20 protein-coding genes are annotated in these 23313 nt (G+C 64.5%); 14 read left to right on the forward strand and 6 right to left on the reverse strand.

What is annotated here, in order from left to right:
• Nucleotides 1-164 precede the first annotated feature (164 nt).
• The gene (gene lysS / locus KRX12_RS10695) at nucleotides 165-1748 is read left to right on the forward strand and encodes a lysine--tRNA ligase (protein WP_218366609.1); all 1584 of its coding nucleotides are present in this window, start codon (nucleotides 165-167) and stop codon (nucleotides 1746-1748) included.
• Nucleotides 1749-1839: 91 nt separating this feature from the next.
• Here lysS and KRX12_RS10700 read toward each other — a convergent pair whose 3' ends face one another.
• A complete protein-coding gene (locus tag KRX12_RS10700; protein WP_218366610.1) occupies nucleotides 1840-4266 on the reverse strand; it encodes a bifunctional lysylphosphatidylglycerol flippase/synthetase MprF in 2427 nt (808 codons plus the stop codon).
• A complete protein-coding gene (locus KRX12_RS10705) occupies nucleotides 4263-5519 on the reverse strand; it encodes an alpha/beta hydrolase-fold protein (protein ID WP_218366611.1) in 1257 nt (418 codons plus the stop codon). The genes KRX12_RS10700 and KRX12_RS10705 overlap by 4 nt, the downstream gene beginning before the upstream one ends.
• A gap of 435 nt (nucleotides 5520-5954) precedes the next feature.
• On the opposite strand from KRX12_RS10705, the gene hypE reads away from it, so the two are divergent.
• Nucleotides 5955-7061 (forward strand): hydrogenase expression/formation protein HypE, encoded by a 1107-nt coding sequence (gene hypE, locus KRX12_RS10710; RefSeq protein ID WP_218364422.1) that lies wholly within the window; start codon nucleotides 5955-5957, stop codon nucleotides 7059-7061.
• On the opposite strand, the gene hypF is transcribed toward hypE, so the two are convergent.
• Nucleotides 6990-9236 carry a carbamoyltransferase HypF gene (hypF, locus tag KRX12_RS10715; RefSeq protein WP_218366612.1) on the reverse strand — a complete coding sequence of 749 codons (2247 nt, stop codon included), beginning with the start codon at nucleotides 9234-9236 and terminating at the stop codon, nucleotides 6990-6992. The genes hypE and hypF overlap by 72 nt on opposite strands.
• A gap of 37 nt (nucleotides 9237-9273) precedes the next feature.
• Here hypF and KRX12_RS10720 point away from each other — a divergent pair, with 37 nt between their 5' ends.
• The 6 genes from KRX12_RS10720 to KRX12_RS10745 all read left to right on the forward strand — a co-directional run bounded on the left by KRX12_RS10720 (nucleotide 9274) and on the right by KRX12_RS10745 (nucleotide 15663).
• Nucleotides 9274-9624, forward strand: coding sequence for a hydrogenase maturation nickel metallochaperone HypA (locus tag KRX12_RS10720; protein WP_218366613.1), 351 nt, complete (start codon nucleotides 9274-9276; stop codon nucleotides 9622-9624).
• 42 nt (nucleotides 9625-9666) lie between these two features.
• Nucleotides 9667-10458: a hydrogenase nickel incorporation protein HypB gene (hypB, locus tag KRX12_RS10725; protein WP_218366614.1), complete on the forward strand. Its 792-nt coding sequence runs from the start codon at nucleotides 9667-9669 to the stop codon at nucleotides 10456-10458.
• Between the two features lie 410 nt (nucleotides 10459-10868).
• Entirely contained in the window at nucleotides 10869-12104 is a 1236-nt protein-coding gene (locus KRX12_RS10730; RefSeq protein WP_218366615.1) for a hydrogenase small subunit, read from the forward strand.
• Nucleotides 12105-13850 (forward strand): nickel-dependent hydrogenase large subunit, encoded by a 1746-nt coding sequence (locus KRX12_RS10735; RefSeq protein ID WP_218366616.1) that lies wholly within the window; start codon nucleotides 12105-12107, stop codon nucleotides 13848-13850.
• Nucleotides 13847-15115 (forward strand): Ni/Fe-hydrogenase, b-type cytochrome subunit, encoded by a 1269-nt coding sequence (cybH, locus tag KRX12_RS10740; protein WP_218366617.1) that lies wholly within the window; start codon nucleotides 13847-13849, stop codon nucleotides 15113-15115. The genes KRX12_RS10735 and cybH overlap by 4 nt, the downstream gene beginning before the upstream one ends.
• Before the next feature lie 41 nt (nucleotides 15116-15156).
• Complete coding sequence (locus KRX12_RS10745; protein WP_255550247.1) at nucleotides 15157-15663, forward strand: hydrogenase maturation protease; 507 nt, start codon at nucleotides 15157-15159, stop codon at nucleotides 15661-15663.
• Nucleotides 15664-15684: 21 nt separating this feature from the next.
• On the opposite strand, the gene KRX12_RS10750 is transcribed toward KRX12_RS10745, so the two are convergent.
• The gene (locus tag KRX12_RS10750; protein WP_218364413.1) at nucleotides 15685-16026 is read right to left on the reverse strand and encodes a hydrogenase maturation nickel metallochaperone HypA; all 342 of its coding nucleotides are present in this window, start codon (nucleotides 16024-16026) and stop codon (nucleotides 15685-15687) included.
• A gap of 10 nt (nucleotides 16027-16036) precedes the next feature.
• On the opposite strand from KRX12_RS10750, the gene KRX12_RS10755 reads away from it, so the two are divergent.
• The 5 genes from KRX12_RS10755 to KRX12_RS10775 are packed head-to-tail and all read left to right on the forward strand — an operon-like array spanning nucleotide 16037 to nucleotide 19978.
• Entirely contained in the window at nucleotides 16037-17212 is a 1176-nt protein-coding gene (locus KRX12_RS10755) for a reducing hydrogenase subunit alpha (protein WP_218366619.1), read from the forward strand.
• 2 nt (nucleotides 17213-17214) lie between these two features.
• Nucleotides 17215-17508: a HypC/HybG/HupF family hydrogenase formation chaperone gene (locus KRX12_RS10760; RefSeq protein WP_151529847.1), complete on the forward strand. Its 294-nt coding sequence runs from the start codon at nucleotides 17215-17217 to the stop codon at nucleotides 17506-17508.
• Between the two features lie 52 nt (nucleotides 17509-17560).
• A complete protein-coding gene (locus tag KRX12_RS10765; RefSeq protein ID WP_151529846.1) occupies nucleotides 17561-17830 on the forward strand; it encodes a HypC/HybG/HupF family hydrogenase formation chaperone in 270 nt (89 codons plus the stop codon).
• A gap of 8 nt (nucleotides 17831-17838) precedes the next feature.
• Entirely contained in the window at nucleotides 17839-18981 is a 1143-nt protein-coding gene (gene hypD, locus KRX12_RS10770; RefSeq protein ID WP_151529845.1) for a hydrogenase formation protein HypD, read from the forward strand.
• 52 nt (nucleotides 18982-19033) lie between these two features.
• Nucleotides 19034-19978 carry a sugar-binding transcriptional regulator gene (locus KRX12_RS10775; protein WP_218366620.1) on the forward strand — a complete coding sequence of 315 codons (945 nt, stop codon included), beginning with the start codon at nucleotides 19034-19036 and terminating at the stop codon, nucleotides 19976-19978.
• Between the two features lie 105 nt (nucleotides 19979-20083).
• Here the strand turns inward: KRX12_RS10775 and KRX12_RS10780 are convergent, their stop codons facing one another.
• The gene (locus KRX12_RS10780) at nucleotides 20084-21298 is read right to left on the reverse strand and encodes a NupC/NupG family nucleoside CNT transporter (RefSeq protein ID WP_218366621.1); all 1215 of its coding nucleotides are present in this window, start codon (nucleotides 21296-21298) and stop codon (nucleotides 20084-20086) included.
• 3 nt (nucleotides 21299-21301) lie between these two features.
• Complete coding sequence (locus tag KRX12_RS10785; protein WP_151549843.1) at nucleotides 21302-21721, reverse strand: cytidine deaminase; 420 nt, start codon at nucleotides 21719-21721, stop codon at nucleotides 21302-21304.
• Nucleotides 21722-22016: 295 nt separating this feature from the next.
• Between KRX12_RS10785 and KRX12_RS10790 the strand changes: the two genes are divergently transcribed.
• Entirely contained in the window at nucleotides 22017-23300 is a 1284-nt protein-coding gene (locus KRX12_RS10790; RefSeq protein WP_218364406.1) for a thymidine phosphorylase, read from the forward strand.
• The last annotated feature ends 13 nt before the right edge of the window (nucleotides 23301-23313 follow it).

The raw sequence follows: 23313 nt of genomic DNA on the forward strand, positions 1-23313 counted from the left end.
GAAAGTAATGGGGGTAAAAACTACTGTGGGAATCTGCGGGTATATGGGCCTATGATGTCCGTTTTGCTGTGGATCGGCGCGGGGTGAGTGAGTGGTAGCGGGGTGCTGGGCAGGAGGTGGGCGTCGAAAAGCGCCTGCGGGGGAATGCACTAGAGTAATCAGTCATGAGCGAGCAGACTAAGAAGCAAAAACCCGCCGAGCGCGTAGATGATGTGCCTGAGCAGTTGCGAATCCGTCGCGAGAAGCGCGAGAAGCTGCTCGCCGAGGGGCGCGATCCCTACCCCGTGGAGGTAGACCGCAGCATCGCTATCTCGGAGCTGCGTCGCCAGTTCTTTGTGCGCAAAGACGATGCCGGCGAGGCCCCAGAGGGGGCGCGAGTGCTGGAGGTCGGGGAAGAAACCGATACCGAGGTGGCTATCGCCGGGCGCGTGATCTTCGTCCGTAATACCGGCAAGCTGTGCTTCGCCACCCTGCAAGAGGGCAGCGGCGAGACCATGCAGGCGATGCTCTCGCTACGCGAGGTCGGCGAGGACTCCCTCGCCAGCTGGAAGCAGGACGTGGACCTCGGCGATATTGTCTCCGTGCGCGGTCGGGTGATCGCCTCCAAGCGCGGCGAGCTTTCCGTGATGGCCGCGCGCTGGCATATGGCGGCCAAGTCCCTGCGCCCGCTGCCGGTGGCGCATAAGGAGATGAGCGAAGATACCCGCGTGCGCCAGCGCTATACCGACCTCATTATGCGCGAGCAGGCCCGCCGCAACGCCATGACCCGCATTAAGGTCATGCGCGCGCTGCGCCACCACCTCGAGGGCGAAGGCTTCGTGGAGGTAGAAACCCCAATGCTGCAGACCCTGCACGGCGGCGCCGCGGCGCGTCCTTTTGTGACCCATTCCAATGCCATGGACATGGATCTCTACCTGCGTATCGCCCCGGAGCTCTATCTCAAGCGCTGCGTGGTCGGTGGCCTGGAGCGCGTCTTCGAGGTGAACCGCAACTTCCGCAACGAGGGTGTGGACTCCTCCCATTCGCCCGAGTTCGCCATGCTGGAGACCTATCAGGCGTGGGGCACCTACGAGGACGGTGCCCGCACCATCCGCGAGCTGATTCAGGCCGTGGCCATGGAGGTCTTTGGCTCCACCACCGTTACCCTCGCCGATGGCACCGAGTACGATCTCGGCGGCGAGTGGAAAGAAATTGAGATGTATCCCTCGCTCAACGAGGCGCTGCAGCGGAAATTCCCCGGCCAGCCGGAGGTCACCATCGACAGCAGCGTCGAGGAGCTGAAGCAGATCGCCGCAGCGATCGGCCTCGACGTTCCTGCCACGGGCGGCTGGGGCCACGGCAAGCTGGTGGAGGAGATCTGGGAGCTGCTCTGCGAAGATCAGCTGCACGGCCCGATCTTCGTCAAGGACTTCCCCGTGGAGACTTCGCCGCTGACCCGCTCCCACCGCGAGAAGCCCGGCGTGACCGAGAAATGGGATCTCTACGTTCGCGGCTTCGAGCTGGCCACCGGCTACTCCGAGCTGGTCGATCCGATCATTCAGCGAGAGCGCTTCGAGGACCAGGCCCGCCTGGCCGCGGATGGCGATGATGAAGCCATGGTGCTGGACGAGGACTTCCTGGCCGCCATGGAGCAGGGCATGCCGCCCACCGCTGGCTGCGGCATGGGCATCGATCGCCTGCTCATGGCGCTGACCGGCCTCGGTATCCGCGAGACCGTGCTCTTCCCGATTGTGAAGCCCGAGCTCTAAAAACTCGCTGCCGAACAGAGACGCACCCGCCGGCGACGCTTAGGGATTCTTCCCGAGGCGCAGCCGGCGGGTGCGGTGTGTCTTAAGGGCTCTAGGAGTGCTCGCGGCTGCCCGCGTGGGCGGCTGTGGCGCGCTCCTTGCGTTCGCTGCGGGCGGCGCTCCATACCGCCGCGGCGGCCCGGGCGTCGCGCAGCTTCACGTGCGGCAAATAGCAGCGCGACACAGCGAGCCCGATGGCGGGTAGGGCGGCGGGGTCGTCATAGCAGAGCAGCCAGGAGTGCTCCACCGGCTTGAACTTGCGCTTGAAGGCGGCAAGGGAACGGAAGCCATAAAGCGGCTCGAGAACTCTGCCGAGTTCATTGAGCATCATGCCCAGCAGGCTGGAGGTATCCCCGCCAGAGAGCGGAGCCCCAGAAAGCGAGACCCACGTCAGCTGCGGGCCATAGATATCGGGGGCGGTGGTGATCGCCTCGGCGATAAGAAACTCCACCACGGGCCGAAATCCCTCGCGATCTCGACGCATGAAATCCAGGGTGATGCCGACGATCTCGCCATTGTGGCGTACCGGCAGCCAGCTGGTGACACCGTGCACGTGCATGGTGTCATCCACGGCGATCAGCAGCTTCACCTCATCATCGATGAGTTCTGATACCGAGCCCAAGGTAAAGCCCATCTCCGGCAGGGCCTTTTCCGAAACCCATTGCTCGCTCAGCGCGTGAATCTGGGAGCGAATCACAGGATTGGCCTGGGACCACGTGGTCCACTCATAGCGGATATTTTCCTTCACGGCGCGGTTGCGGGCGGTGCGCACATCCTGAAACTTCTTGCCCTTGAACTCGATGCCCACCTCGACCACGGACTCCTCGGCCACGTGCAGGGAGGAATAATGTGCGGCGCGGGTGGCGGCGAACTCGTCATTCACCGAATACCACGCCACCCGCCAGCCTTGGCTGCGGGCATAGGTCTCGAACTCATCGGCCACACTCGACAACTCGGCAGCATCCAGCACCACCGGGGCGCCGACGGTGACCGCGATGGAGCCGTGGACACGATAGGCCACATAGCCGCGTTCTGCTGCTGCGAGCCAATAGGAGTTGTGCGGCCAGGTGCCCATCCACGAAATATGGTCGCCGGTGCCCTCGTCCAGGATCCGGCGCACCGCCGGCGGCACGGTCGACGGGGCGGGGGAGGTGAATAGCCGCCACAATATGATCGCTGCGGCCGTCCAGAAGATCACCGGGGTCCACTCAAAGCCGAGGCTCTCAATGCCCGATTCTGGAATAAGTGGTGCCGGGGAGAACCGGGACAAGACCGGAGGAAGGAAGCGCCACGGCAGCTCGCGCAGGCCGGTCATGGTGGGCAAGATCGCGAGCCAAAGCGCCGCGAGCGCCACGGCGAGACCGCCCATGATGGCCACGGAACGCACCATAGCCTGGCGCGAGCCCGCCGAGGTGAACCACTTCCTTTGGGCAATGAGGGCGAGCGCCTGCACCACGAAGGGCACCCACGCGATACCCAGCCGCGAGGAGGCGGCGATAATCACGCCGGCGGTGGCGATAAGCAGCACGATAGTGCCGTAGAGAGCGCGGCGGCGGCCGCGGGCGAGACCATAGCAGAGCACGCCAAAGACGAGGGCGATGGCCACATTGCCGAGGAAGGGCGCAATACCAGCATTGTTCACGGAGGATGCCGCGCTCATACATGCCGCGCTATGGCGGGCATGGGCGCAGACCTCTTCCGCCGAATCCAGCGACCACGCGGGAGAGGTGACGAAGAGCCCGAGGGAGGAAAATACGGCATTGCTGTGCGGGTTCATGGCCGCCAAAAAGGGGCCGATGGCCACGGCGAATACCGTGATTGCGGAAATGCGGCGCTTTTCTCGCACAGTCGCCTGCCAGTCCCAATGGCGGGCCGTGAGGATCCCGCAGCCTGCCACCGCGATTGCGATCGCCACATCCTGCAAGGTGCCGGAATAGAGGAGCAAGACCACCGCGATCACGACGGAGAAGAACTGCACGCGGCGGCGCCACACCACGGTATAGCGGGTGGCGGCCAGCATGCTCACAGCCAGCAGCCACACTGCGGGGGTGAGAATGGTGCCCGTGGCGATGCCGTGGGCCCAGCCGGAGTGCGTTGTCCAGAGCTCGCCGAGGGTCACCGCCGTGCCGACGGCGAGGGTTTGGGACAGGATCGCGGCGAGCAAATAGCGCCAGGTGCCGAGGGCGCGCTCGGCAGGAATGCCGAGCAGCAGAAGGCCCAAAGTGGCGGGAATCAGGCCCTGTACCGTTTGGGTGCTGAGCCCGCTGATCGCCACCTTTTCCAAATAGCTCTCTGGGCCGAAGACGGCGTTGATCCCCACTAGGTGGATAATCCAGGCGCAGGCGATCATCACGAGGGTGACGGGGCCGGAGACTGCATAGCTGAACAGCCGGCGCCGCAGCAGCGTCAGCAGGGTGGGGGGTGCTGCTGTCGCGGCGGTTGTCGAGTCAGCAGACGTGGCGTCGGGCGTAGGTGTCATGTCAGTCCCCCTCGTTGAGCAATAAATTCAAAATCGTTGGTGATGGCCGCGCGCCATACCTGCCAGGTGTGGCCGCCGGGATATTCCTGATAGTGGCTATCTACCCCGAGGGAACGCAGTTGGGAGTCGAATCCCTGCATCGCCTCTTGGGCATCGTGATCGCGCGCCCCGGCAGCAAAGCGGGCGGCGCGCCCCCGATAGGCCGTGGAGTTGGCGTCCATCGCGGCGCGGAGGATATCCCGTGGATTGTGGGCGGCGAAGGCCTCCTCGCTGCCGTCAAAGAGCTGCTGCACGGTTTGTTCATGATTGCCCACCGAGGGCTCCGCCTCGCCGGAGTAGTCCAGCACTGTGCCGAAGGCATCGGGGTGGCGGGAGAATATCTGCAGTGCACATGTGCCACCATAGGACAGCCCGCCGATGCTCCACCGGCTGCGATCCGGGGTGGCGCCAAGGGACGAGAGCGCATAGTTCGGCACGGTGGTGCGCAGATAGTCCTCGACCTCGCCGACACACTTCGGGGCGCCCGCGAGAGCGCCGGTGGCATCGACACTCAGTATCAGCGGGGCGGCGCCATTGTGCCGCTGCTGGAAGGCATCGGCTATGTGCGTCAGCTGGCCGGTGGTGAACCACTGGGGTGGCGATCCGGGGGAGCCCGGCATGAGCATCAGCACCGGTAGCTGCTCGCCGGCGAAGAAGGCCGGGGGCAGATAGGCCTGAGCGGGGCGCGGCTGGTAGCCGCTGCCGCTGGGGATGTCGATGCTGACGAGCGCGCCGATGGTCTCGCCATCCTTATTCTTCGGGGCGGTATTCTCTGCACGCATCGCCTCCGCCTCGCTCATGGACATCCGCGCCGCATGAGGTCGCGGATCCAAGGCGCCGAGCGTGGGATAGACCTGATAGGCGGTATTGGCCACCATCAGCGCCCCGACTAGGGCGAGCACCGCGAAGGGAAGCAGCAGCACTCCCCGCCGCCGCGGCCGGATCGCCAGGCTCGCCAGCGCTGCCACGATCACAGCCACCGCCACACCGCCCGAGAGATAGATCTCGGTGGGGATGTGATCGGGGAAGGGCCGCCAGATCTTTTCCAGCCCGATCCATATTCCGAGGGGGACAAGCGCGCCCGTTGCCAGGGCGATGAGCCCGACCCGGCGGTGCAGCCGACCTCCACGCAGCAGCAGTATTGCTGCGGCCACGAGTGCGCACACCAACAGCGCGATACTCACCGCGGCTGCCTTGTGGGTCGTCAACGGCACCGCCGTGAGTGTTCTCCACACTGTTGTCATAGTCGGAGACACTAGCCTGCTCGGCGCCGTCGCCCTAGTTGCTCCGCAGGTCTGCTACCCCCTGTGTTTCTTTATTCAAAACAAATGGAAATTACCAGCTCAGGGTAGTGTGTGGGGGTGCTGGAGAGGGGTAATCTGGAGATCAGCTGTGAACCTGCTAGCGGCTTGCTGAGGACTTGTACCCAAAATACTCACAACACGCCGCCGCTCAGGGCCGAGCGTGTCCTAACTGTCATCAAATATGTGGCTGATCTCACCGTGGCGAGGGTAGGCACAGGTGGGTGGATGGGGCCGCTGCGGCTGGCTGGGGGCTACTACGCTTAAAAGGCGAGACATATGCCCGCCGCTCCTAGAGCTGCGGCGCCCTAAACGAATGTAGCGACGAAGCGAGGCAGGGCCCACGCCATGGAACCGAAGAACCGGCTGAACCACGATGAACACAAGGTCCAGAGCAATATCTCTCGGGTCCGGGCCCGCCCCTTCCGCCTCACCGAGGATCGCGTGACCCTGGCCCATGGCTCCGGCGGCAAGGCCTCTGCCGCGCTCGTCGAGCAGGTATTCCTCGACGCCTATGGCAATCCCATTCTCTCCGCTGGCGGCGATTCCGCCGTGGTGGCCGCCGACTCTATCATCCGCGACGCGGGTAGCGCGGTGGCGATGTCCACCGATTCCTATGTGGTCAATCCCATCGAGTTTCCCGGCGGATCCATCGGCGATCTCGCCATCAACGGCACGGTTAATGATCTTGCGGTGGCAGGCGCCCAGCCCGCGCTGATCTCGGTGGCTTTTATCTTGGAAGAGGGGCTCGAGATCGCGGTAGTGCGCCGCATTGTGGAGGATATGCGCGCCGCCGCCGATGCCGCCGGGGTGACCATCGCCACCGGCGATACCAAGGTGGTGCCCAAGGGGGCGGGCGACAAGCTCTACATCACCACCGCCGGCATCGGCACCATCCAGCCGAATCTGCAGCTCGGCTCCGAGCAGGTGCAGGTAGGAGACCGCATCATTATTTCCGGCCCCATCGCTGATCACGGCATGGCCGTCATGCTGGCCCGCGGCGATCTGGCCATTCACGCCCCCATCGAATCCGATACCCGGGCCCTCAATTCCGATGTGCAGGCGCTTATCGACGCCGCCCCGCAGGTGCGCTGGATGCGGGACGCCACCCGCGGCGGTGTGGCCACCGTGCTCAATGAGCTTGCTCGTTCCACCGGCCTCGGCGTCGCCATCGACGAGCAGGGGGTGCGGGTGCGGGATATGACCCGCGCCGCCTGCGACATGCTGGGCATCGACCCGCTCTATGTGGCCAATGAGGGGACCTTTGTCGCCGTAGTTCCGGCGGCGCAGACCGAGGCGGCGCTGCAGGCACTCCATGCCGCGGGCGCACCCGAGGCCGTGGAACTGGGGCAGGTCGTGGAAGAACCGGCCGCCTCGGTGGTGCTACGCACCGGCTTCGGTGGCACCCGCATGGTGGACATGCTGGTCGGGGACCCATTGCCCCGCATTTGTTAGCCGCGCCGCCACGGCCTGGCCGAGGGAGAGCCCACCATCATTGGCGGGCACCACGCGGTGCTCCTTCAGCCCCGGCAGCACCCGGCGCAGATGCCCGAGCAGCAGCCGGTTGAGGCCACAGCCTCCACTGATACCCAGGATCTCCGCCCCAGTCTCGGCGGCGATGCGGCGCATCTGGGTGGCAAGAATCTGCGCCAGCCCGTGGTGAAAACGCCATGCCGCCGGCGCGGCGGCAGTGCCATCCAGGGCCTCCTGCACCAGCTCGGGGATAGTGCTAGCCGTGGAGGGCAGCTGCTCGGTGGCGCTGCGGGCGCAGGCTTCCAGCCGCAGCGCAGCATGGGCCTCAAAGCTCTGTTCCGGGCAGAGGCCAAGCATGGTGGAGATGGCGTCGATAAGCCTGCCTGCCGAGCTGCACTCCACCGCCCCATATCCGGTGCGCAGCTGGGCGTCGACGAGCTCCCGCTCTGCTGCGGGCGCGGGCAGCGGCGGGCACTCGAGGCCATAGGCGTGGCTGAGCCCGAGAGCGATGCGCCAGGGATAACGGACCGCGCGGTCGCCGCCGAGAAGCGGAAAGCGGGGGATATGCCAGGCGCGGGTGCAGCCCCGCTCAGGGGAGTAGCTGAGGATTTCGCCGCCCCAGATCGTGCCGTCGAGGCCATAGCCGGTGCCATCCAGGGTGGCGATCACCGCCGGCTGATCGAGAAGCTGCTGTTCGGCGAGCAGCGAGAGCGCGTGGGCGTGGTGATGCTGCACCTGCACCACGGGCAACCCGGTGCGCTCCGCCCACGCCGTGGTCGCATAGTTCGGGTGCAGATCGCAGGCCACGAGCTCCGGCTCAGTGCGACGCATACTCAGCAGCTGCTCCACGGCGCGCTCAAAAGCCTGCTGGGTCGCCCAGGAGCCCATGTCGCCGATATGCGCGGACATATGGGCGGTCTCGCCGATAAGCAGGGTGAAGGTGTTTTTTAGTTCCCCGCCCACGGCCAGCACCGGCGGCGAGGACTCCGCGCCGGGCAGCGAGAGCCGCAGCGGCAGCGGCGCCTGACCGCGCGAGCGGCGCACCGGCAGCAGCCGATCATGGTCGGCAAGATCCACGGAATCCTCCACCGGGATGTGGATCGGCCGGTCGTGCATCACCCACCCATCGGCCATTCCTGCGAGCTGGGCGCGGGCGCGATCATTCTCGAAGCAGAGCGGCTCGCCGGAGATATTGCCGGAGGTGGCCACCACGGGGCGATCCACGAGCAGGGTATGCAGCGGGGTATAGGGCAGCATAATGCCAATATCCGTATTGCCCGGGGCCACCTCGTCGGCGAGATCATAGGTGGCGGCCTGTGGGGCGATCACGATGGGATGGGCGGGCTGAGACAGCAGCGTCGGGTCGATCTCTGCGAGGTGTTCGACCTCGGCGAGCGGCGCCATCACGGCGAAGGGCTTATGGGGCCGCTGCTTCCGCCGGCGCAGCCGCGCCACACTGGCTGAGTTACGCGCATCGCAGAGCAGGTGGAACCCGCCTAGGCCTTTGACCGCCAGAATCTCGCCTGCGGCCAGCCACTCGGCGGCGCGGGTGAGATCGCCCTCCACTCGGTGGCCCTCGCGCTCTAGCCAGAGCTGCGGGCCGCAATCGGGGCAGCTGATGGGCTGGGCGTGATAGCGCCGATCCAGCGGGTCGGCGTATTCGGCGGCGCAGCGCGGGCACATGGGAAACTCCCGCATGGTGGTGCGGGGGCGGTCATAGGGCAGGGACTCGATTATCGATAGCCGTGGGCCGCAGTTGGTGCAGGTGGTGAAGGGGTAGCGGAAGCGCCGATTATGCGGATCCGCCATATCGGCCAGGCACTCTGGGCAGACGGCCACATCTGGTGGCAGCAAGGTAGGGGTGGCGCCGGAATGCTGCGAGGCGACGATGCGAAAGCCGCGTTCTGCAGGGCGCAGCGGTAGCGCGGTGATGTGGTGCTGCTGCACCTGCGCCAGCGGTGGCAGCTCGTCGATGACAGCGTGGAAGAACTCCGCGAGGACCGCCGAGTCGCCCTGGGCCTCGATATAGACGGCCGAGTCGGAATTGCCGCAGAACCCAGTGAGCGGAAAGCGCGCGGCACAGCGGGCGACATGGGGTCGAAACCCGACGCCTTGTACCACCCCGAGAATCTCGGCGCGCCTGCGCTCACTCACCATATCCCCGATAGTAGTAGCGGCTGCTAGATTCGATCACGTGCACGAAGTCGCTCTGTCCACCCAGCTCGCAGCAGTAGTGCGCCGCGCCGCCGCCGGCCGCCGGGTGCGCGTGGTCCATCTCGAGGTGGGGCAACTGCGGCAGGTGGTGCCCGCCTCTTTCGAGTATGCGTGGCACTTCGTTTCTGCCGGCACCGAACTCGATGGTGCCGAGCTCGACACCCGCTGGATTCCGGTGCGGCTGCGCTGCTCCTGCGGTTTCCACGGCGAGATGGGTGCCGAGCTGAACCTGTGCTGCCCTCGCTGCGGTGAGCCCGCCGAGATTCTCTCCGGGGAGGAATTCCGGGTGGTCGATATCGAGGTAGAGGGGCCGGCCACCGCGCTAAGCTGAGGGCATAGCCACTTTCTGCGAGCAGGTGAAAAGAGAAGAACGATGGGACGATTCCACCGGCACGACGATGGCACAGTGCACAGCCATGAGCACGGGCATAGCCATGAGCACGCGCCCGATTCGGCACCGAGCAGCGAGCACGATCTCGGAGATCACTCAGCCTATGACACTGGGCGCGAGCGTATCTCGGTGTTGGAGGACATCTTCACGGAAAATGACCGCTGTGCCGCCGAGAACCGTGCCGCCTTTGACGCCCACGGTGTCGAATGCATCAACCTCATGAGCTCCCCTGGTGCCGGCAAAACCACGGTGCTGCAGCGCAGCCTCGCCGCCCTCGCAGGCCAGGTGCGTATCGGCGTGATCGAAGGAGATATTGAGACCTCCCTGGACGCGGATCGGCTCCGCGGCCATGGCGCCCAGATTTCGCTGCTCAACACCGGCCACGGTTTCGGCGGGGAGTGCCATCTCGACGCCCCCATGGTGCACCGCGCCCTGCAGGGGCTGGATCTCTCCCAGCTGGATCTGGTGATCGTGGAAAACGTGGGCAATCTCGTCTGCCCTGCCGAATTTGCAGTGGGCGAGCACCGCAAGGCCATGATCTTCTCCATTACCGAGGGCGAGGATAAGCCGCTGAAATATCCCGTGATGTTTAAAGCCGTCGACGCCATCGTGATGAACAAGATGGATCTCGCGCCCCATCTGGACTTCGACATGGAGCTATTCCGCTCCAATCTGCACTCCATAAACCCGCATGCGCCGGTGATCGAGATGTCCGCCCGCACTGGCGAGGGGCTGCAGGACTGGTTGGACTGGCTCCGGCCTAGCCCCGCCTAAAGCGGGTGCGGGAAGAGAACAGCTGCACCTTTTGGGGGTAGAACACCGCGCCGCTGCGCACTGTAGCCGGATAAAAATGTGAATTACTCCATTACAGAGCGCAGTAATTCCCGCAATAAACAAGGTATGCCTACTATTGGCTACGCTTCCGTAGAAATCCCGCACGCTTGACTAAAGCACCCAGAGCGCTATTCGCATAGCTGGAGAAGCGCCGCGAGGTGTGAGATATGCCCTGCGCAAGGCCCTGAAGGGCGATAGTGCGGTTGATAAAATCGATGCTGGACTATCCGCGTGACAATGTGGCTGCGCATCGCCGCTTCCTGCGTCTGTTCCAACGGTGAGATTAGCGACTTATCACAACACATTCATGCCACGCGGCAAGCGAATGGTTAAAGATAAGGGCACCATAAATGCATCTGGCGAATAGTTGGCAAGGAAAAAACCTTCGAGAAAATCTAGAAATGCGCGGGGTGCCGCGGCGTGACTTTCTCAAGTTATGTGGCGCTATGGCGGGAGTATTTGCCACCGGCGTTCCAGTAATGAGCGGATTTGAAGCCCAGGCAGAAGAAATTGCCGAGAAACTAGGCAACGTCGAAAAGCCCAATGTGGCGTGGCTGCAGCTGCAGGAATGTACCGGCTGCATGGAATCGCTCATCCGTTCCGGCGGCACCACCGTCGAAGACATGGTGCTGGATCTGCTCTCGCTGAATTACAACGAGTTGCTCATGGCCGCCTCTGGACATGGGGCGGAGAAGGCGCTCGAGGATATGCGCGGCGAACCCCATATTTTGGTGGTCAATGGTTCGGTGCCCACCAAGGAAAACGGCATCTACTGCATGATCGGCGGCAAAACCTCGGAGCAGGTGCTGCGCGAGGCCGCCGAGGGGGCCTCGGTGGTGCTCGCCGTCGGGGCCTGTGCCGTCTATGGCTCGGTGCAGGCCGCCCGCCCCAATCCCACGGGCGCGGTGGGCGTGGAGGAGATCATCACCGATAAGCCGGTGATTAATGTCTCCGGCTGCCCGCCAATCGGCGAGGTTATTACCGCCACCATCACCTACCTGCTCACCCACGGCGAGCCGCCCAAGGTGGACGCCGAGGGCCGTCCGCTCTTCGCCTACGATCAGCGCATCCACGATTCCTGCCCCAAGCGCCCCCACTTTGATGCCGGGCAGTTTGTAAAGACCTTCGACGATGAAGGCGCCCGCAATGGCTGGTGCCTCTACGAGGTGGGCTGCAAAGGCCCCTCCACCTTTAGCCCCTGCCCGATTGTGCAGTGGAATATGCGCTCCGGCTGGCCGATCGGTGCTGGCCACCCGTGTATCGGCTGTACCGAGAAACACTTCTTTGACAAGTTCACCCCCTTCTACGAGGAGCTGCCCAATGTGGGCGCTTTTGGCGTCGAGTCCTCCGCAGAGAAGGTGGGCTGGGGCTTGGTAGGCGCCGGCATTGCTGGGGCGGCCGTGCACGCCGGCATCACCACGTTTAAAACAATTCCGATCCGCTCGGGAGATAAGGACGAGGAGCTGCTCGCGGCCTTCGGTGATCTTCCCGCTACTGGTGGCGCGGCCGAGGAGACGGCGTCGTCACGCGCCCACTCCGCCCCCGAGGCAGGGCCGGCGGAACCGCACACTAAGGAAGGTAAGTAAATGGCAGAGCGCGTTGTCATTGACCCCCTCACCCGTATCGAAGGACACCTGCGTATCGAGCTGGAGCGCGAGGGAGAGAAGATCACCAACGCCTGGTCGGAGACCACGCAATTTCGCGGCATCGAGGAAATCGTAGAGGGCCGCGATCCGCGTGATGTGTGGGCCTTTGTGGGCCGCATCTGCGGGGTGTGTACCGGCGTGCATTCGATCGGATCGGTGGTGGCGGTGGAAGACGCCATCGGCTCCACCGTGCCCAAGCAGGCGCGACTGATTCGCGATCTGGTGCTGGGATCGCAGGAAGTACACGATCACGTGGTGCACTTTTATCACCTGCACGCCCTGGACTGGGTGAATGTGGTCTCTGCGGCCGAGGCTGATCCGAAAAAAGCCGTGGAGTTTGCCGCCTCGATCGGATCGACGTGGAAGAACAATAGCGAAACCACCTTCCAGAAGGTGAAAGAGACCATCCAAGGGGTGCTGGATTCCGGCCAGCTCTCCATCTTTAGCAATGGCTATTGGGAGCACCCCGACTATCGCCTGCCGCCGGAAGCGAATCTCATGGCGGTCTCGCACTACCTCGATGCGCTGCAGTTCCAGCGCTCGATCATCCGCATTAATACGGTCTTTGGCGGCAAGAACCCGCACCCCAACTTCCTCGTCGGCGGAATGGCGTGCTCGATTGATCCCAATAAGTCCGAGACCGTCAACCAGGTGCAGCTCGATCAGGTGTCCTCCTGGATCGATGAGATCCTCGAGTTCGTCAACGACTGCTACTACCCAGATGCTGTCGCCATCATGGGGGCCTATAAGGACTACTTCGATATCGGCGCGGCGGCCCCGAACTTCCTCGCCGTCGGCATGGCGGGCGCCACCTATGGCGGCGATCCCACCGGTCGTCCCGTGTCCTCCTTCCACCCCGATATTCGGCCCGGCGTGATCCTCGACGGCGATTACTCCACCCTGCACGAGCTGGACCCGGCCAAGATCACCGAGTTCGTCAGCAGTGCGTGGTTTAGCTATAGCGAGGGCAAAGACGTGGGGCTGCACCCCTCCGAAGGCGAAACGGTGGTGGACTACACCGGGCCGCAGCCACCCTATGAGTGGCTCGGAGACAGCGAAGAATACACCTGGTCGAAAGCGCCCCGCTACGATGGTCGCCCCACACAGGTCGGGCCGGTCGCGCGGGTGCTGCTGGCGTATCTGCAAAAAGAACCCACCACCACCCGGCTGGTGAATGAGGCCATGAAGGCGCTCGAGATTCGGGTGGAGCAGCTCAACTCCACCGCCGGGCGCACCTTCGCCCGCGCCGTGGAGGCGGTAACTACCGCCGAGGCCCTGGCGGATACGATTCTGCCCGCGTTCATCGACGGCCTGCGCCGCGGTGATATCGACGTCTTCGACTCCTCCACCTGGGAGCCCTCCAGCTGGCCGCAGGAATGCGAGGGATTCAGCATGCTGGAGGTAGCTCGCGGCACGCTCGGCCACTGGGTGCGGATTAAAGACGGCAAGGTGGATAACTACCAGGCGGTGGTGCCCACCACCTGGCTGGCGGGCGGCCGCGATGCCCGCGGCCAGATGGGCCCCTATGAACACTCTCTCGCCCATGGCGGCGAGCATCCACTGGTCGATCCGAAGCAGCCGCTGGAGCCTTTACGCACCATTCACTCCTTCGATCCGTGCATGTCCTGCGCGGTCCACGTGCTCGACCCCAACGGGGAGAGCGTGATGGAGGTGATGACGCCATGACCACCCTGCACACACCGCACGGTTCGGGCCGCGGGGCCGAGTCACACTCGACGAAGCGCGACACCCAGGGCCCAGGGCGCGTCCTGCGCCCGACTCGGGCCTATTCGGTGGGGCACTATTCCAGCGGTCGGCTGTTGGCCTTGGCCGCGGTGGGGCCGCAGGACAGCACCGATCCCGTGGAGCGGGCGCTCCGCACCTCGCTGCACGTCAATCGCCCCGATATCGACCAGGCGGAACTGACGGCCGTATCTTTCGACGCGGCCAGTACCGAGCGCCCCTATTCGCTGGCGGTCTGTGACACGATCACGATCAATAAAGAGCACCAGACCCGGATGATTATGCGCGGCGACTATGAGGCGGTGCTCGAGCAGTCGCAGCTGTCGAACGAGGAACGCGCCCCACTGGTGCAGACCGTCAAGACGGCCCGCCGCAAGGGCGAACGCCTCCTCGGCATCGCCACCGCCCACGTGGATGACGATGGCCAGCCCGGCACCTTCCGCTTTCAAGGCGTGGTGGGGGTGAAGGTCGAGGACAAAGACCGCGCGATGAAGGATGTGCGCGCTAATCCCAACCAGTGGGTGCGGGTGAATCTGTGGACGGTGCCGCTTCGCCTGCAGCACTGGGGCAATGTGGCGCTCATCGTGATCCTCTCGGTCACCGGCTATTTCATCATGAACCCCGGCCTGCTTCCCGCCCAGCAACCCGGCGGCGATCCCGGCTATCTCATGGGCTGGGTGCGCTATATCCACTTCGTGGCCGCGTTCCTCTGGTTACTGCTGGGCTTTACCCGCTGCGTGATCTGGGTGACCTCGCGGCACCGCCAGCTCCGGTGGCGGGCGATGTGGCCCATTCGTTCTAAACGGGACCTGCATGGGCTGGTGGGCACCCTGAAGTACTATCTCTTCCTGCAGAAGCACCCGCCGCTCTATCTCACCCACAACCCGCTGCAGCAATTCGCCTATACCGCGATCTATCTGCTCTGTCTCTTCCAAATGCTCAGCGGACTCGCGCTCTACGGGCTCTATAACCAGAACTCGATCATCTGGTCCTTCTTTAGCTACCCGGTGCACTGGACCGGCATCCCCACCATGCGGCTCATTCACGCCATGATCATGTTCATCGTGTGGATGTTCGTCTGGATTCACGTCTATCTCGCGGTGCGGGCGGACTCGGTCGAACGCCACGGCGGCGTCTCCTCCATGATCAACGGCGGCGTGTGGCTGCGCCGCGGCGCCCAGCCCTATGACGCCCCGGAGATCGGCTAGTGGCGGCGCCGGTGACGGTGGTGGGCATTGGCAATCCCATCATGTCCGATGACGGGATAGGTCTGGAGCTGCTGCGCCAGCTGGCCACCGGCGACAGCGAGGTTTCAGAGCTGGCGTGGGTGCCGAGCCATCGCCGCCAGCCCCTCGCGGAGCCTGCCTGTCCCGGCCCCGTTGAGTTTATCGATGGCGGCACCTCCGGGATGGAGATTCTTCCCGTGGTGCAGCAGGCGCGCCGTTTATTGCTTCTCGACGCCATCGCGGGGGCCCAGCCCGGACAGGTCACAGTCCTGCGTGGCGACCAGCTGCCCCGGCTCGTGCAGTCGCATCTTTCCCCGCATCAGGTGAGTCTGCTGGATCTGCTCGCCGCGGCGCGCTTATTGGGCACCGAGCCCGAGGAGATAGCCGTGGTGGGCGTGGTGCCCGCCAGCACTGAGCTATCGGTGGGGCTGAGCGAGCCGGTGATCGCCGCGCTGCCGGAGGCGGTCGCCGCCGCCCGTGCGGTCATCGCCGACTGGCTGGCCGCCGAGAACACCGCCGTGGGGGAGTGAAGGGCTGTGGAGCTACGGAGTTTAAGCATCGGCGAGATCAATATAGGCGATCTCGAACTCGCGTCCCCGCCGCAGATCCGCCGTCGGTGTGTCGCAGCGGGGGCAGGTCAGGGCGAAATACTCATCAATCTCCACCTCCTCGGCGCAGCTGGGGCAGTAGACGGTGGCGGTGATGTCCTCCACCTCCAGTCTCGCCGCGGCGCAGCAGGTGCCGCTGCGGGCCAGCGGCCACGCGGCGTGCAGCGCCTCGGTGACCACACCGGCGCGGCTGCCCACGCGCAACGCCACTTTTTCCACAGTCCTTCCCGAGGCATGGGCGGTTACAGTGGAGACAACGCCGCTCAGCAGGCTGAATTCATGCATGGAATCTATTATGTCTAACTCCTCCACCAGCATCCGCCTCGACGCCATCATTGATCCTTTCGAGGCCACGGTGCTCTATACCCGCGATAGGGACGGGCGCATCGTTGATGCCCACTTTGACCTCTCGGGTCTGCCGCGACTGGAGCCGCTACTCCTCGGGAAACCGGTGGCCGAGGTGGTGCACATGGTGACTCACCTCTGTGGGCTCTGCCCCGTGGCCCACCACTTGGCGGGGATGGCGGCGCTCGATCGGATGCACGGTGTATCGGCTCTGCCCGTCACCGCCCGTGCCGTGCGGGAGCTTCTGCTCCACGGTGCCGCTCTGTCCGCCTATGCGCCCAAGTTCCTCAGCGTGAGCCCGCAGAGTGCGCGGGCGCTCAAAGAGCGTGGCGACGCACTCATGGCGGCGGCCGGGGCCACCGGGCATTTTCCCCGCGTAGCTACCCCGGGTGGGGTGGTGGCCCCCGCCGATAGAGCCGCGGTGGAGGCGCTCGATCTGGAGGTGGAGCAGCTCTGCGCGGAGCTACTGGAGTGTGCCGCGGCGGAATCTCCCGTGCCCCCGTGGCAGGGAGTGGATGTGCACCTCGGCGCGGACCCGGTGGGGGATCGGATTGTGCTCTCCTCAGGGGAGAGCTTCGCCGCGGCGGAGAGTGCTGAACGCATCCGCGAAACCCGCCCCGGTGATCCGGCGCCCCGCCCGCAGGTGCGGCTGTCCTCGGGGCAATGGCAGCCCTACCGGGTGGGCCCAGTGGCACATGCCGATGCCGCCACCGCGGAGCGGGGCCTGACGGCGGTCATGGTGGCGGAGATTCGTCGCCGCGTGGCGGCAGTCGAGCGGCTCCGCTCGGGAGACGAGCTCTATGGCGCGGATATTCAGGCGGAGCTGCAGCCGCGGGCGGGCACCTTCACCGGGGTCGTCGATGGGCCGCGCGGGCTGCTCGCCCACACCTACACGGTGGATGAGCAGCAGCGAGTGGTGCAGTGTCGCATCCTCACCCCCACCGCCCAGAACGAGTACTGGTTGGCGCAGATGATGCGGCACGCGCTGGTGCAGGACTGTGATGTGGAGGAATCGATCCGTACCGCTGATCCCTGCCTGCCCTGTGCTGCCGCCCCGCAGGGGCAGATGGGGCTGCGGCTGCGCGAAGATACCGTATCGGCTGCGAGCGCCGAGGAGGAGGACTAAAGATGTGTCTCGGAATCCCCGCCAAGATTCTCTCCCGCGAGCCTGGCCTGTTGAGTATGGCCGAGGTGGATATGGCCGGGCAGCGGCGGGAAGTGAATATGTCCTATCTGCCCGAGGCCGAGGTGGGCGACTATGTGCTGATCCAACAGGGCTTCGCCATGACCGTGGTGGACGCGGCGGATGCCGAAGCCTCGCTCCGCGCTATCGCCGAGCTCAATCTGCTGCGGCCGGAGCGCCTGCCGCGGGGCCATCGCCAGGGCCCATCTGCGTTAGGTGAGCCCGCGCAGCGGGAGTAAAATTTGTGATTAAAGCTGAGAATCCTCGCTAATACCGAAGAAGGGAACACCGATGTGTCTGGGAGTGCCCGCACAAGTCGTGGATATTGAGGATGGCCACCGTGCCACAGTGTCAATGTCTGGGGTGAGCCGGAAGATTTCCACCGATCTCTTGGTGGGCGAGGCCCTCGAGGAGGGGGAGTGGGTGCTGGTGCATGTGGGCTTTGCGCTGTCGAAGATCGACGAGGATGAGGCCGCTCTCACCCTGCAGCAGATCAAGCAGCTCGGCGGTGGGACCTTCGATGATGAGCTCGATTCCTTCTCTCGTTCGGATATCGGATAGCGGCTGCGATGAAATTTGTAGATGAGTTCCGTGACCCCGCCGCCGCGCGGGCCCTGCTGGATCGCATTGAACGCGATGCCGCTGCCCTCGACGAGCCGCTGTCTTTGATGGAGGTCTGCGGCGGGCATACCCACACCATTTATCGCTATGGCATTGAGAATCTGCTCCCCGATTCCATCAATCTCGTGCACGGCCCTGGCTGCCCGGTGTGCGTGATCCCCATGGGGCGTGTCGACGACGCCCTCTGGCTGGCCTCCCAGCCGGACGTGCTCTTTACCACCTTCGGCGACATGATGCGCGTGCCCGGATCGGAGGGCTCGCTGCTCGATGCCCGAGCGCGTGGCGCCAATGTGGAGTTCGTGTACTCGCCCTTGGATTCTCTCGAGCTGGCGAAGAAGAACCCCGATAAGCACGTGATCTTCTTTGCCGTGGGATTTGAAACCACGGCGCCCTCCACCGCTGCCACGCTGCGCGCTGCCAAGGCGCTCGACATCAAGAACTTTTCGGTATTTTCCAATCACGTCCTCATCGAGCCGCCCCTGCGGGCGATCGTCAATGGCGGAGAAACAGCCGTCGATGGCTTCATCGGGCCCGGGCACGTGGCCGCGATCGTGGGCACGGATGCCTTCGAGTTTTTGCCCTTTGAATACGATATGCCCGTGGCGGTGGCCGGTTTCGAGCCGCTCGATGTGCTGCAATCCGTGGCGATGCTGCTGCGGCAATGCATCAGCGGCGACGTGGACGCTGGGTTGGCGCGAGTGGATAACCAATACGCCCGCGTGGTCCAACCCGGCGGCAATAAACAAGCCATGGCCCTATTGGGCGAGACCTTTGTGGTGCGAGAGAGTTTCGAGTGGCGCGGACTGGGGACGCTGCCCGAGTCTGGCCTGGCTATCCACGAGGACTATGCGCCGTGGGATGCAGAGAAGCGCTTCGATATTCCGGGCCGCAGGGTGGAAGACCCGAAGGCCTGCGAGTGCGGCAGCGTGCTCACCGGCCGGATCAAGCCTTGGCAGTGCCGCGTCTTCGGCACCGCCTGCACGCCCGCCACTCCGATCGGAACCTGCATGGTCTCGCCGGAGGGGGCCTGTGCCGCCTACTACAATTTCGGCCGTATTGATCGCTCCGCCACCGCGGCCCTTAACCGCTAGATTCCCCTAGCGCCGCTTGTGAATACATCGATAAAAGGAAAGGCCCCACGGTATGGATGCTCGCGATGAACAGGCCCTCCGCGCGGCGAAGCTCTACTACGAGTCCGAGATGAGCCAGGCCGAGGTGGCCGCCGAGATGGGTATTTCCCGCCCCACCGTGGCGAAGCTGCTGCAATACGCCCGAGAGCGCGGCTATGTCGTCATCCAGATCCTCGACCCGCGGGAAGAACGCGGCCACGTGGCCGAAACCCTGGTGGAACGCTTCGGCCAGTACGGGCTGAAAGAGGTGCGCGTGGTGCACACCGCCCGCGAGTCCTCCGAGGAAATCCTCAAAGAGCTCGGCCGCATGGGGGCGCTGGTGCTGCAAGAGCACGTCGATGACGGGCATCTCGTGGGAGTGAGCTGGGGAAATACCATGTATGCCGTGGCGCGCGCCCTGAGCGATACCCCGCGCCAAGGCGTGGAGATCGTGCAGCTCAAGGGCGGGCTGAGCTATAGCGAACGCTCCAGCAACGATATCGAGACCATCAATCTCTTCTGTCGCGCCTTCGGCGCCTATGCCCGCACCCTGCCGCTGCCCGTGATTTTCGATAATGCCGAAACCAAAGCCGTGGTGGAACAGGATCGGCTCATCAGCCACACCCTGGAGCTCGGGGCGCACACGGATGTGGCGATCTTTACCGTTGGCGCGGTGCACCGCGACTCTTTGCCGCTATCCATGGGCTATCTCAGCGAGCGCGAGATCCAGCAGCTGGAGCGGGACGCGGTGGGCGATGCCTGCTCCCGCTTTTTCACCAGCGAGGGCGCCATTGCGGCCCCGAGCGTAGACGAGCGCACCGTCGGGATTAGCCTCTCGGATCTCTCCTCCCGCCCAGTGCGCATTCTCGTCGCCGGCGGGCTATCCAAAACCGCCGCCATTGCCGCCGCGCTGCGCATGGGGCTGGCCACCCATCTGGTGATTGACCACCAAACCGCCTGCGCCGTCCTCGAGCGCTAGCGCTTCCCGCCCGCCCGCGTGGGCCCCGCGGGGCGGCCCTGGACAAAGGAATGCCTCCCCACCGCAGGGTGAGTGGCGGCGGGGAGGCGTCGATAAGCGTCGAAGCTAGAAGGCGACGATGCCCACGATGGCGGCGTTGAGCATATTGGTGCAGAAGCCGGCGAAGAGGGCCTTGATGCCGAGCTCGGCTACCTCGGAGCGGCGCTCGGGAACGAGGGCGCCGAAGGAACCAATCTGGATGGCGATAGAGGAGAAGTTGGCGAAACCAGCCAGGGCGAAGGAGGTGAGCATCACGGACTTCGCGGAGAGATCATCCACGTGCTCGGAGAAGGCGGTATAGCCGACGAACTCGTTGAGAATGGTCTTTTGGCCGATGAAGTTACCCACCAAGCTGGCCTCTTCCCAGGGCACGCCGATTGCCCATGCCAGCGGGGCGAGGAGCACGCCGAATAGCCCCTCGAGGGACCAATTCTCTTGGCCGAAGATGCTGCCGAGGCCGCCGATGCCGGCATTGACCATAGCGATACCGGCGATGAAGGCCACCAGCAGGCAGGCCACGGTGACGGCGATCCGGCCGCCGGAGAGCGCGCCGGTGCCGATGGCGTCGATAATATTGCGCGAATCCTCATCGCGTACCTCGCGCACATTGGCGTTCACCTGCGATTCTTCCGTCTCGGGCATGAGGGCCTTGGCCACCATGAGCGAGCCGGGGGCGTTCATTACCGAGGCGGCCAGCAGATAGGGCAGCGGTGCGCCCAGCAGCGAATAGCCCACCAGGGTGGAGCCGGCCACGGCGGCGAATCCGCCGGACATGCAGGTAAATAGCTCGGAGCGGGTGAGCTTGGGCAGCCACGGCTTAATTACCAGCGGGGCCTCGGACTGGCCGAGGAAGATCACCGTCGAGGCCCACACGCCCTCGATCTTGGATACGCCCAGCACCTTGCGCAGGATGGTGCCCACGATCTCCACGAACCACTGCAGAATGCGCAGATAGTACAGGGCGCCGATGATGGCGCCGAGGAAGATAATCACCGGCAAGACGTTGAGGGCGAAAATGAAGCCCACGTCCTCGCCGAAGAGGGGGCCAAAGACAAAGGAGGTGCCTTTGTTGGTGTAGTCGATCAGCTTCTCAATTGCGCTGGAGACAGCTTCGAGAGCGTGGAAACCGGGAGTCCACTTCAGCACCAATAGTGCGAAGGACACTTGGAGCAATAAGCCCACGCCCAGGGTGCGCCAATTGATCTGGCGGCGATGTGAGGATAACGCGATGAGTACCGCGAAGATCACAAAAATGCCGATGAGGCCTTGGAAGCGATCCATAGGTTATGCCTCCTTAGAGAGGTGTTCGGGCCCGAAGGAATAGGGCAGGAGTGTGTCGAAATTCAGGCTGAGAGGCTCGCCCTTGTCATCCTCCACCACGACTGTGGTGCAGCCGAACTCGCGGAGCACTTGGCGGCACGCGCCGCACGGCCAGCAGGGGGCCGCGTTCAGGCCGACGATGGCGACCGTATCGATGCGTCGTCCCACGCTATCGCTGGGGTCGAGGCGGGCGATCATGGTGGTAGTGGCATTGCGCTCGGCGCACAGGGTGAGCCCATAGGAGGCGTTTTCTACATTGCATCCGGTGTAGATTGTTCCGTCTGCGCTCAGCACGGCGGCCCCCACGGGGAAGTCGCTGTACGGGGCGTAGGCGTGCTCGGCGGCTTCGCGGGCGCGCGCGAGCAAGGAGGCGTGATCAACCATGCGAGGTGGTCCTTTCGCTGGGGAGAAGAAGCACGCTTGACGACGCCGCTCTCCGGGCATGAATCGGCGTTGGCTGCGGTCAAGCTCTTAGCTGATCAGCGTACGGTCCCTCGTCGGAAAGCACAGCGCGACAAACAGGGAACAATTGGCAATCCACGTATTGACATTTGTTCTAAGCGGGATGATACTTGGTCTCAAAGAGCAATATCAAGGGTCTACCTAACTTTTGGGGAGCCACGGTGAGTGAGGTCACTGCCGTGGTGGGGCCCGCTAGAGGAAAGAGGACAGAGGCGATATGGCTGAACAATTCGATGTCGTCGATATCATCCGCACCAAGCGCGATGGCGGCGAACTCTCCACTGAGCAGATCAACTGGGTCATCGATGCCTATACCCGCGGGGTCGTGGGCGATGAGCAGATGGCGGCACTGAACATGGCCATTTTCATCCGCGATATGAACCGTCGCGAGATCGTGGACTGGACCCAGGCGATGATCGCCTCCGGTACCACCATGGACTTCTCCGGGCTGTCGAAGCCCACCACCGATAAGCACTCCACCGGCGGCGTCGGCGACAAGGTGACGCTCCCGCTCGGGCCGCTCGTCTCCTCCTATGGGGTGGCGGTGCCGCAGCTCTCGGGCCGCGGCCTGGGCCACACCGGCGGCACCCTCGACAAGCTGGAGTCCATCCCGGGCTGGCAGGCAGATGTGCCCAATGATCGCCTCATGTCCATCCTCGAGGATTCGGGTGCGGTGGTGGCGGCAGCCGGCGCTGGCCTCGCCCCGGCGGATAAGAAGATTTACGCGCTGCGCGATATCACCGCCACCGTCGATTGCATCCCGCTGATTGCCTCCTCCATCATGAGTAAGAAGATTGCGGAGGGCACCTCGGCGCTGGTGCTGGACGTGAAGGTGGGTTCTGGCGCGTTCATGAAGGACCTCGACCAGGCCCGCGCCCTCGCCCGTACCATGGTGGATCTGGGCAATGACGCTGGGGTGAACACCCGAGCACTCCTCACCGACATGAACACCCCCTTGGGGCGCAAGATTGGCAATGCCCTCGAGGTGGAGGAATCCCTCGAGGTGCTCGCCGGCGGCGGCCCCGCTGATCTGGTGGAGATCACCTGTGAGCTGGCCCGCGAGATGCTGGAGCTGGTGGGCGTGCACGACCCGGACGTGGAAGAGGCCCTCAAGGATGGCCGCGCCATGGATTCCTGGCGGAAGATGATCCGCGCCCAGGGCGGCGACCCGGACGCGGCCCTGCCCGTGGCCCCGCATCAGGAGGTTCTGCGCGCTGAGCGCGATGGCGTGCTCACCCAGCTGGATGCGCTCGCTTTAGGCGTGGGCTCCTGGCGCCTCGGCGCCGGTCGCGCCCGCAAGGAAGATCCCGTGCAGGCCACCGCCGGCATTGAGATCCATGCCGAGATCGGCCAAGAGGTGAAGAAGGGAGAGCCACTGCTCACCCTGCACACCGAAACCCCCGATCGCATCGAGCGGGCGCTGGAATCCATCCGCCCGGGCATCGTCATCGGCGATGGCCCCGCCCCGGCCCGCACCATCATTCTTGATCGCATCGTTTAAGGAGACTGTTGTT

Origin of the sequence: Corynebacterium sp. TAE3-ERU2 (genome assembly GCF_019209955.1) — a bacterium.
Lineage (GTDB): Bacteria > Actinomycetota > Actinomycetes > Mycobacteriales > Mycobacteriaceae > Corynebacterium > Corynebacterium megadyptis.

What these genes read in the sequence shown, in the direction of transcription:
- hypD (WP_151529845.1), top strand. Translation starts at nt 17,839, where the DNA reads ATGAAATTTGTAGATGAGTTCCGTGACCCCGCCGCCGCGCGGGCCCTG.
- cybH (WP_218366617.1), top strand. Translation starts at nt 13,847, where the DNA reads ATGACCACCCTGCACACACCGCACGGTTCGGGCCGCGGGGCCGAGTCA.
- KRX12_RS10755 (WP_218366619.1), top strand. Translation starts at nt 16,037, where the DNA reads ATGTCTAACTCCTCCACCAGCATCCGCCTCGACGCCATCATTGATCCT.
- KRX12_RS10735 (WP_218366616.1), top strand. Translation starts at nt 12,105, where the DNA reads ATGGCAGAGCGCGTTGTCATTGACCCCCTCACCCGTATCGAAGGACAC.
- KRX12_RS10760 (WP_151529847.1), top strand. Translation starts at nt 17,215, where the DNA reads ATGTGTCTCGGAATCCCCGCCAAGATTCTCTCCCGCGAGCCTGGCCTG.
- KRX12_RS10745 (WP_255550247.1), top strand. Translation starts at nt 15,157, where the DNA reads ATGTCCGATGACGGGATAGGTCTGGAGCTGCTGCGCCAGCTGGCCACC.
- KRX12_RS10730 (WP_218366615.1), top strand. Translation starts at nt 10,869, where the DNA reads ATGCATCTGGCGAATAGTTGGCAAGGAAAAAACCTTCGAGAAAATCTA.
- KRX12_RS10785 (WP_151549843.1), bottom strand. Translation starts at nt 21,721, where the DNA reads ATGGTTGATCACGCCTCCTTGCTCGCGCGCGCCCGCGAAGCCGCCGAG.
- hypF (WP_218366612.1), bottom strand. Translation starts at nt 9,236, where the DNA reads ATGGTGAGTGAGCGCAGGCGCGCCGAGATTCTCGGGGTGGTACAAGGC.
- KRX12_RS10780 (WP_218366621.1), bottom strand. Translation starts at nt 21,298, where the DNA reads ATGGATCGCTTCCAAGGCCTCATCGGCATTTTTGTGATCTTCGCGGTA.
- KRX12_RS10790 (WP_218364406.1), top strand. Translation starts at nt 22,017, where the DNA reads ATGGCTGAACAATTCGATGTCGTCGATATCATCCGCACCAAGCGCGAT.
- KRX12_RS10775 (WP_218366620.1), top strand. Translation starts at nt 19,034, where the DNA reads ATGGATGCTCGCGATGAACAGGCCCTCCGCGCGGCGAAGCTCTACTAC.
- hypE (WP_218364422.1), top strand. Translation starts at nt 5,955, where the DNA reads ATGGAACCGAAGAACCGGCTGAACCACGATGAACACAAGGTCCAGAGC.
- lysS (WP_218366609.1), top strand. Translation starts at nt 165, where the DNA reads ATGAGCGAGCAGACTAAGAAGCAAAAACCCGCCGAGCGCGTAGATGAT.
- KRX12_RS10750 (WP_218364413.1), bottom strand. Translation starts at nt 16,026, where the DNA reads ATGCATGAATTCAGCCTGCTGAGCGGCGTTGTCTCCACTGTAACCGCC.
- hypB (WP_218366614.1), top strand. Translation starts at nt 9,667, where the DNA reads ATGGGACGATTCCACCGGCACGACGATGGCACAGTGCACAGCCATGAG.
- KRX12_RS10700 (WP_218366610.1), bottom strand. Translation starts at nt 4,266, where the DNA reads ATGACACCTACGCCCGACGCCACGTCTGCTGACTCGACAACCGCCGCG.
- KRX12_RS10765 (WP_151529846.1), top strand. Translation starts at nt 17,561, where the DNA reads ATGTGTCTGGGAGTGCCCGCACAAGTCGTGGATATTGAGGATGGCCAC.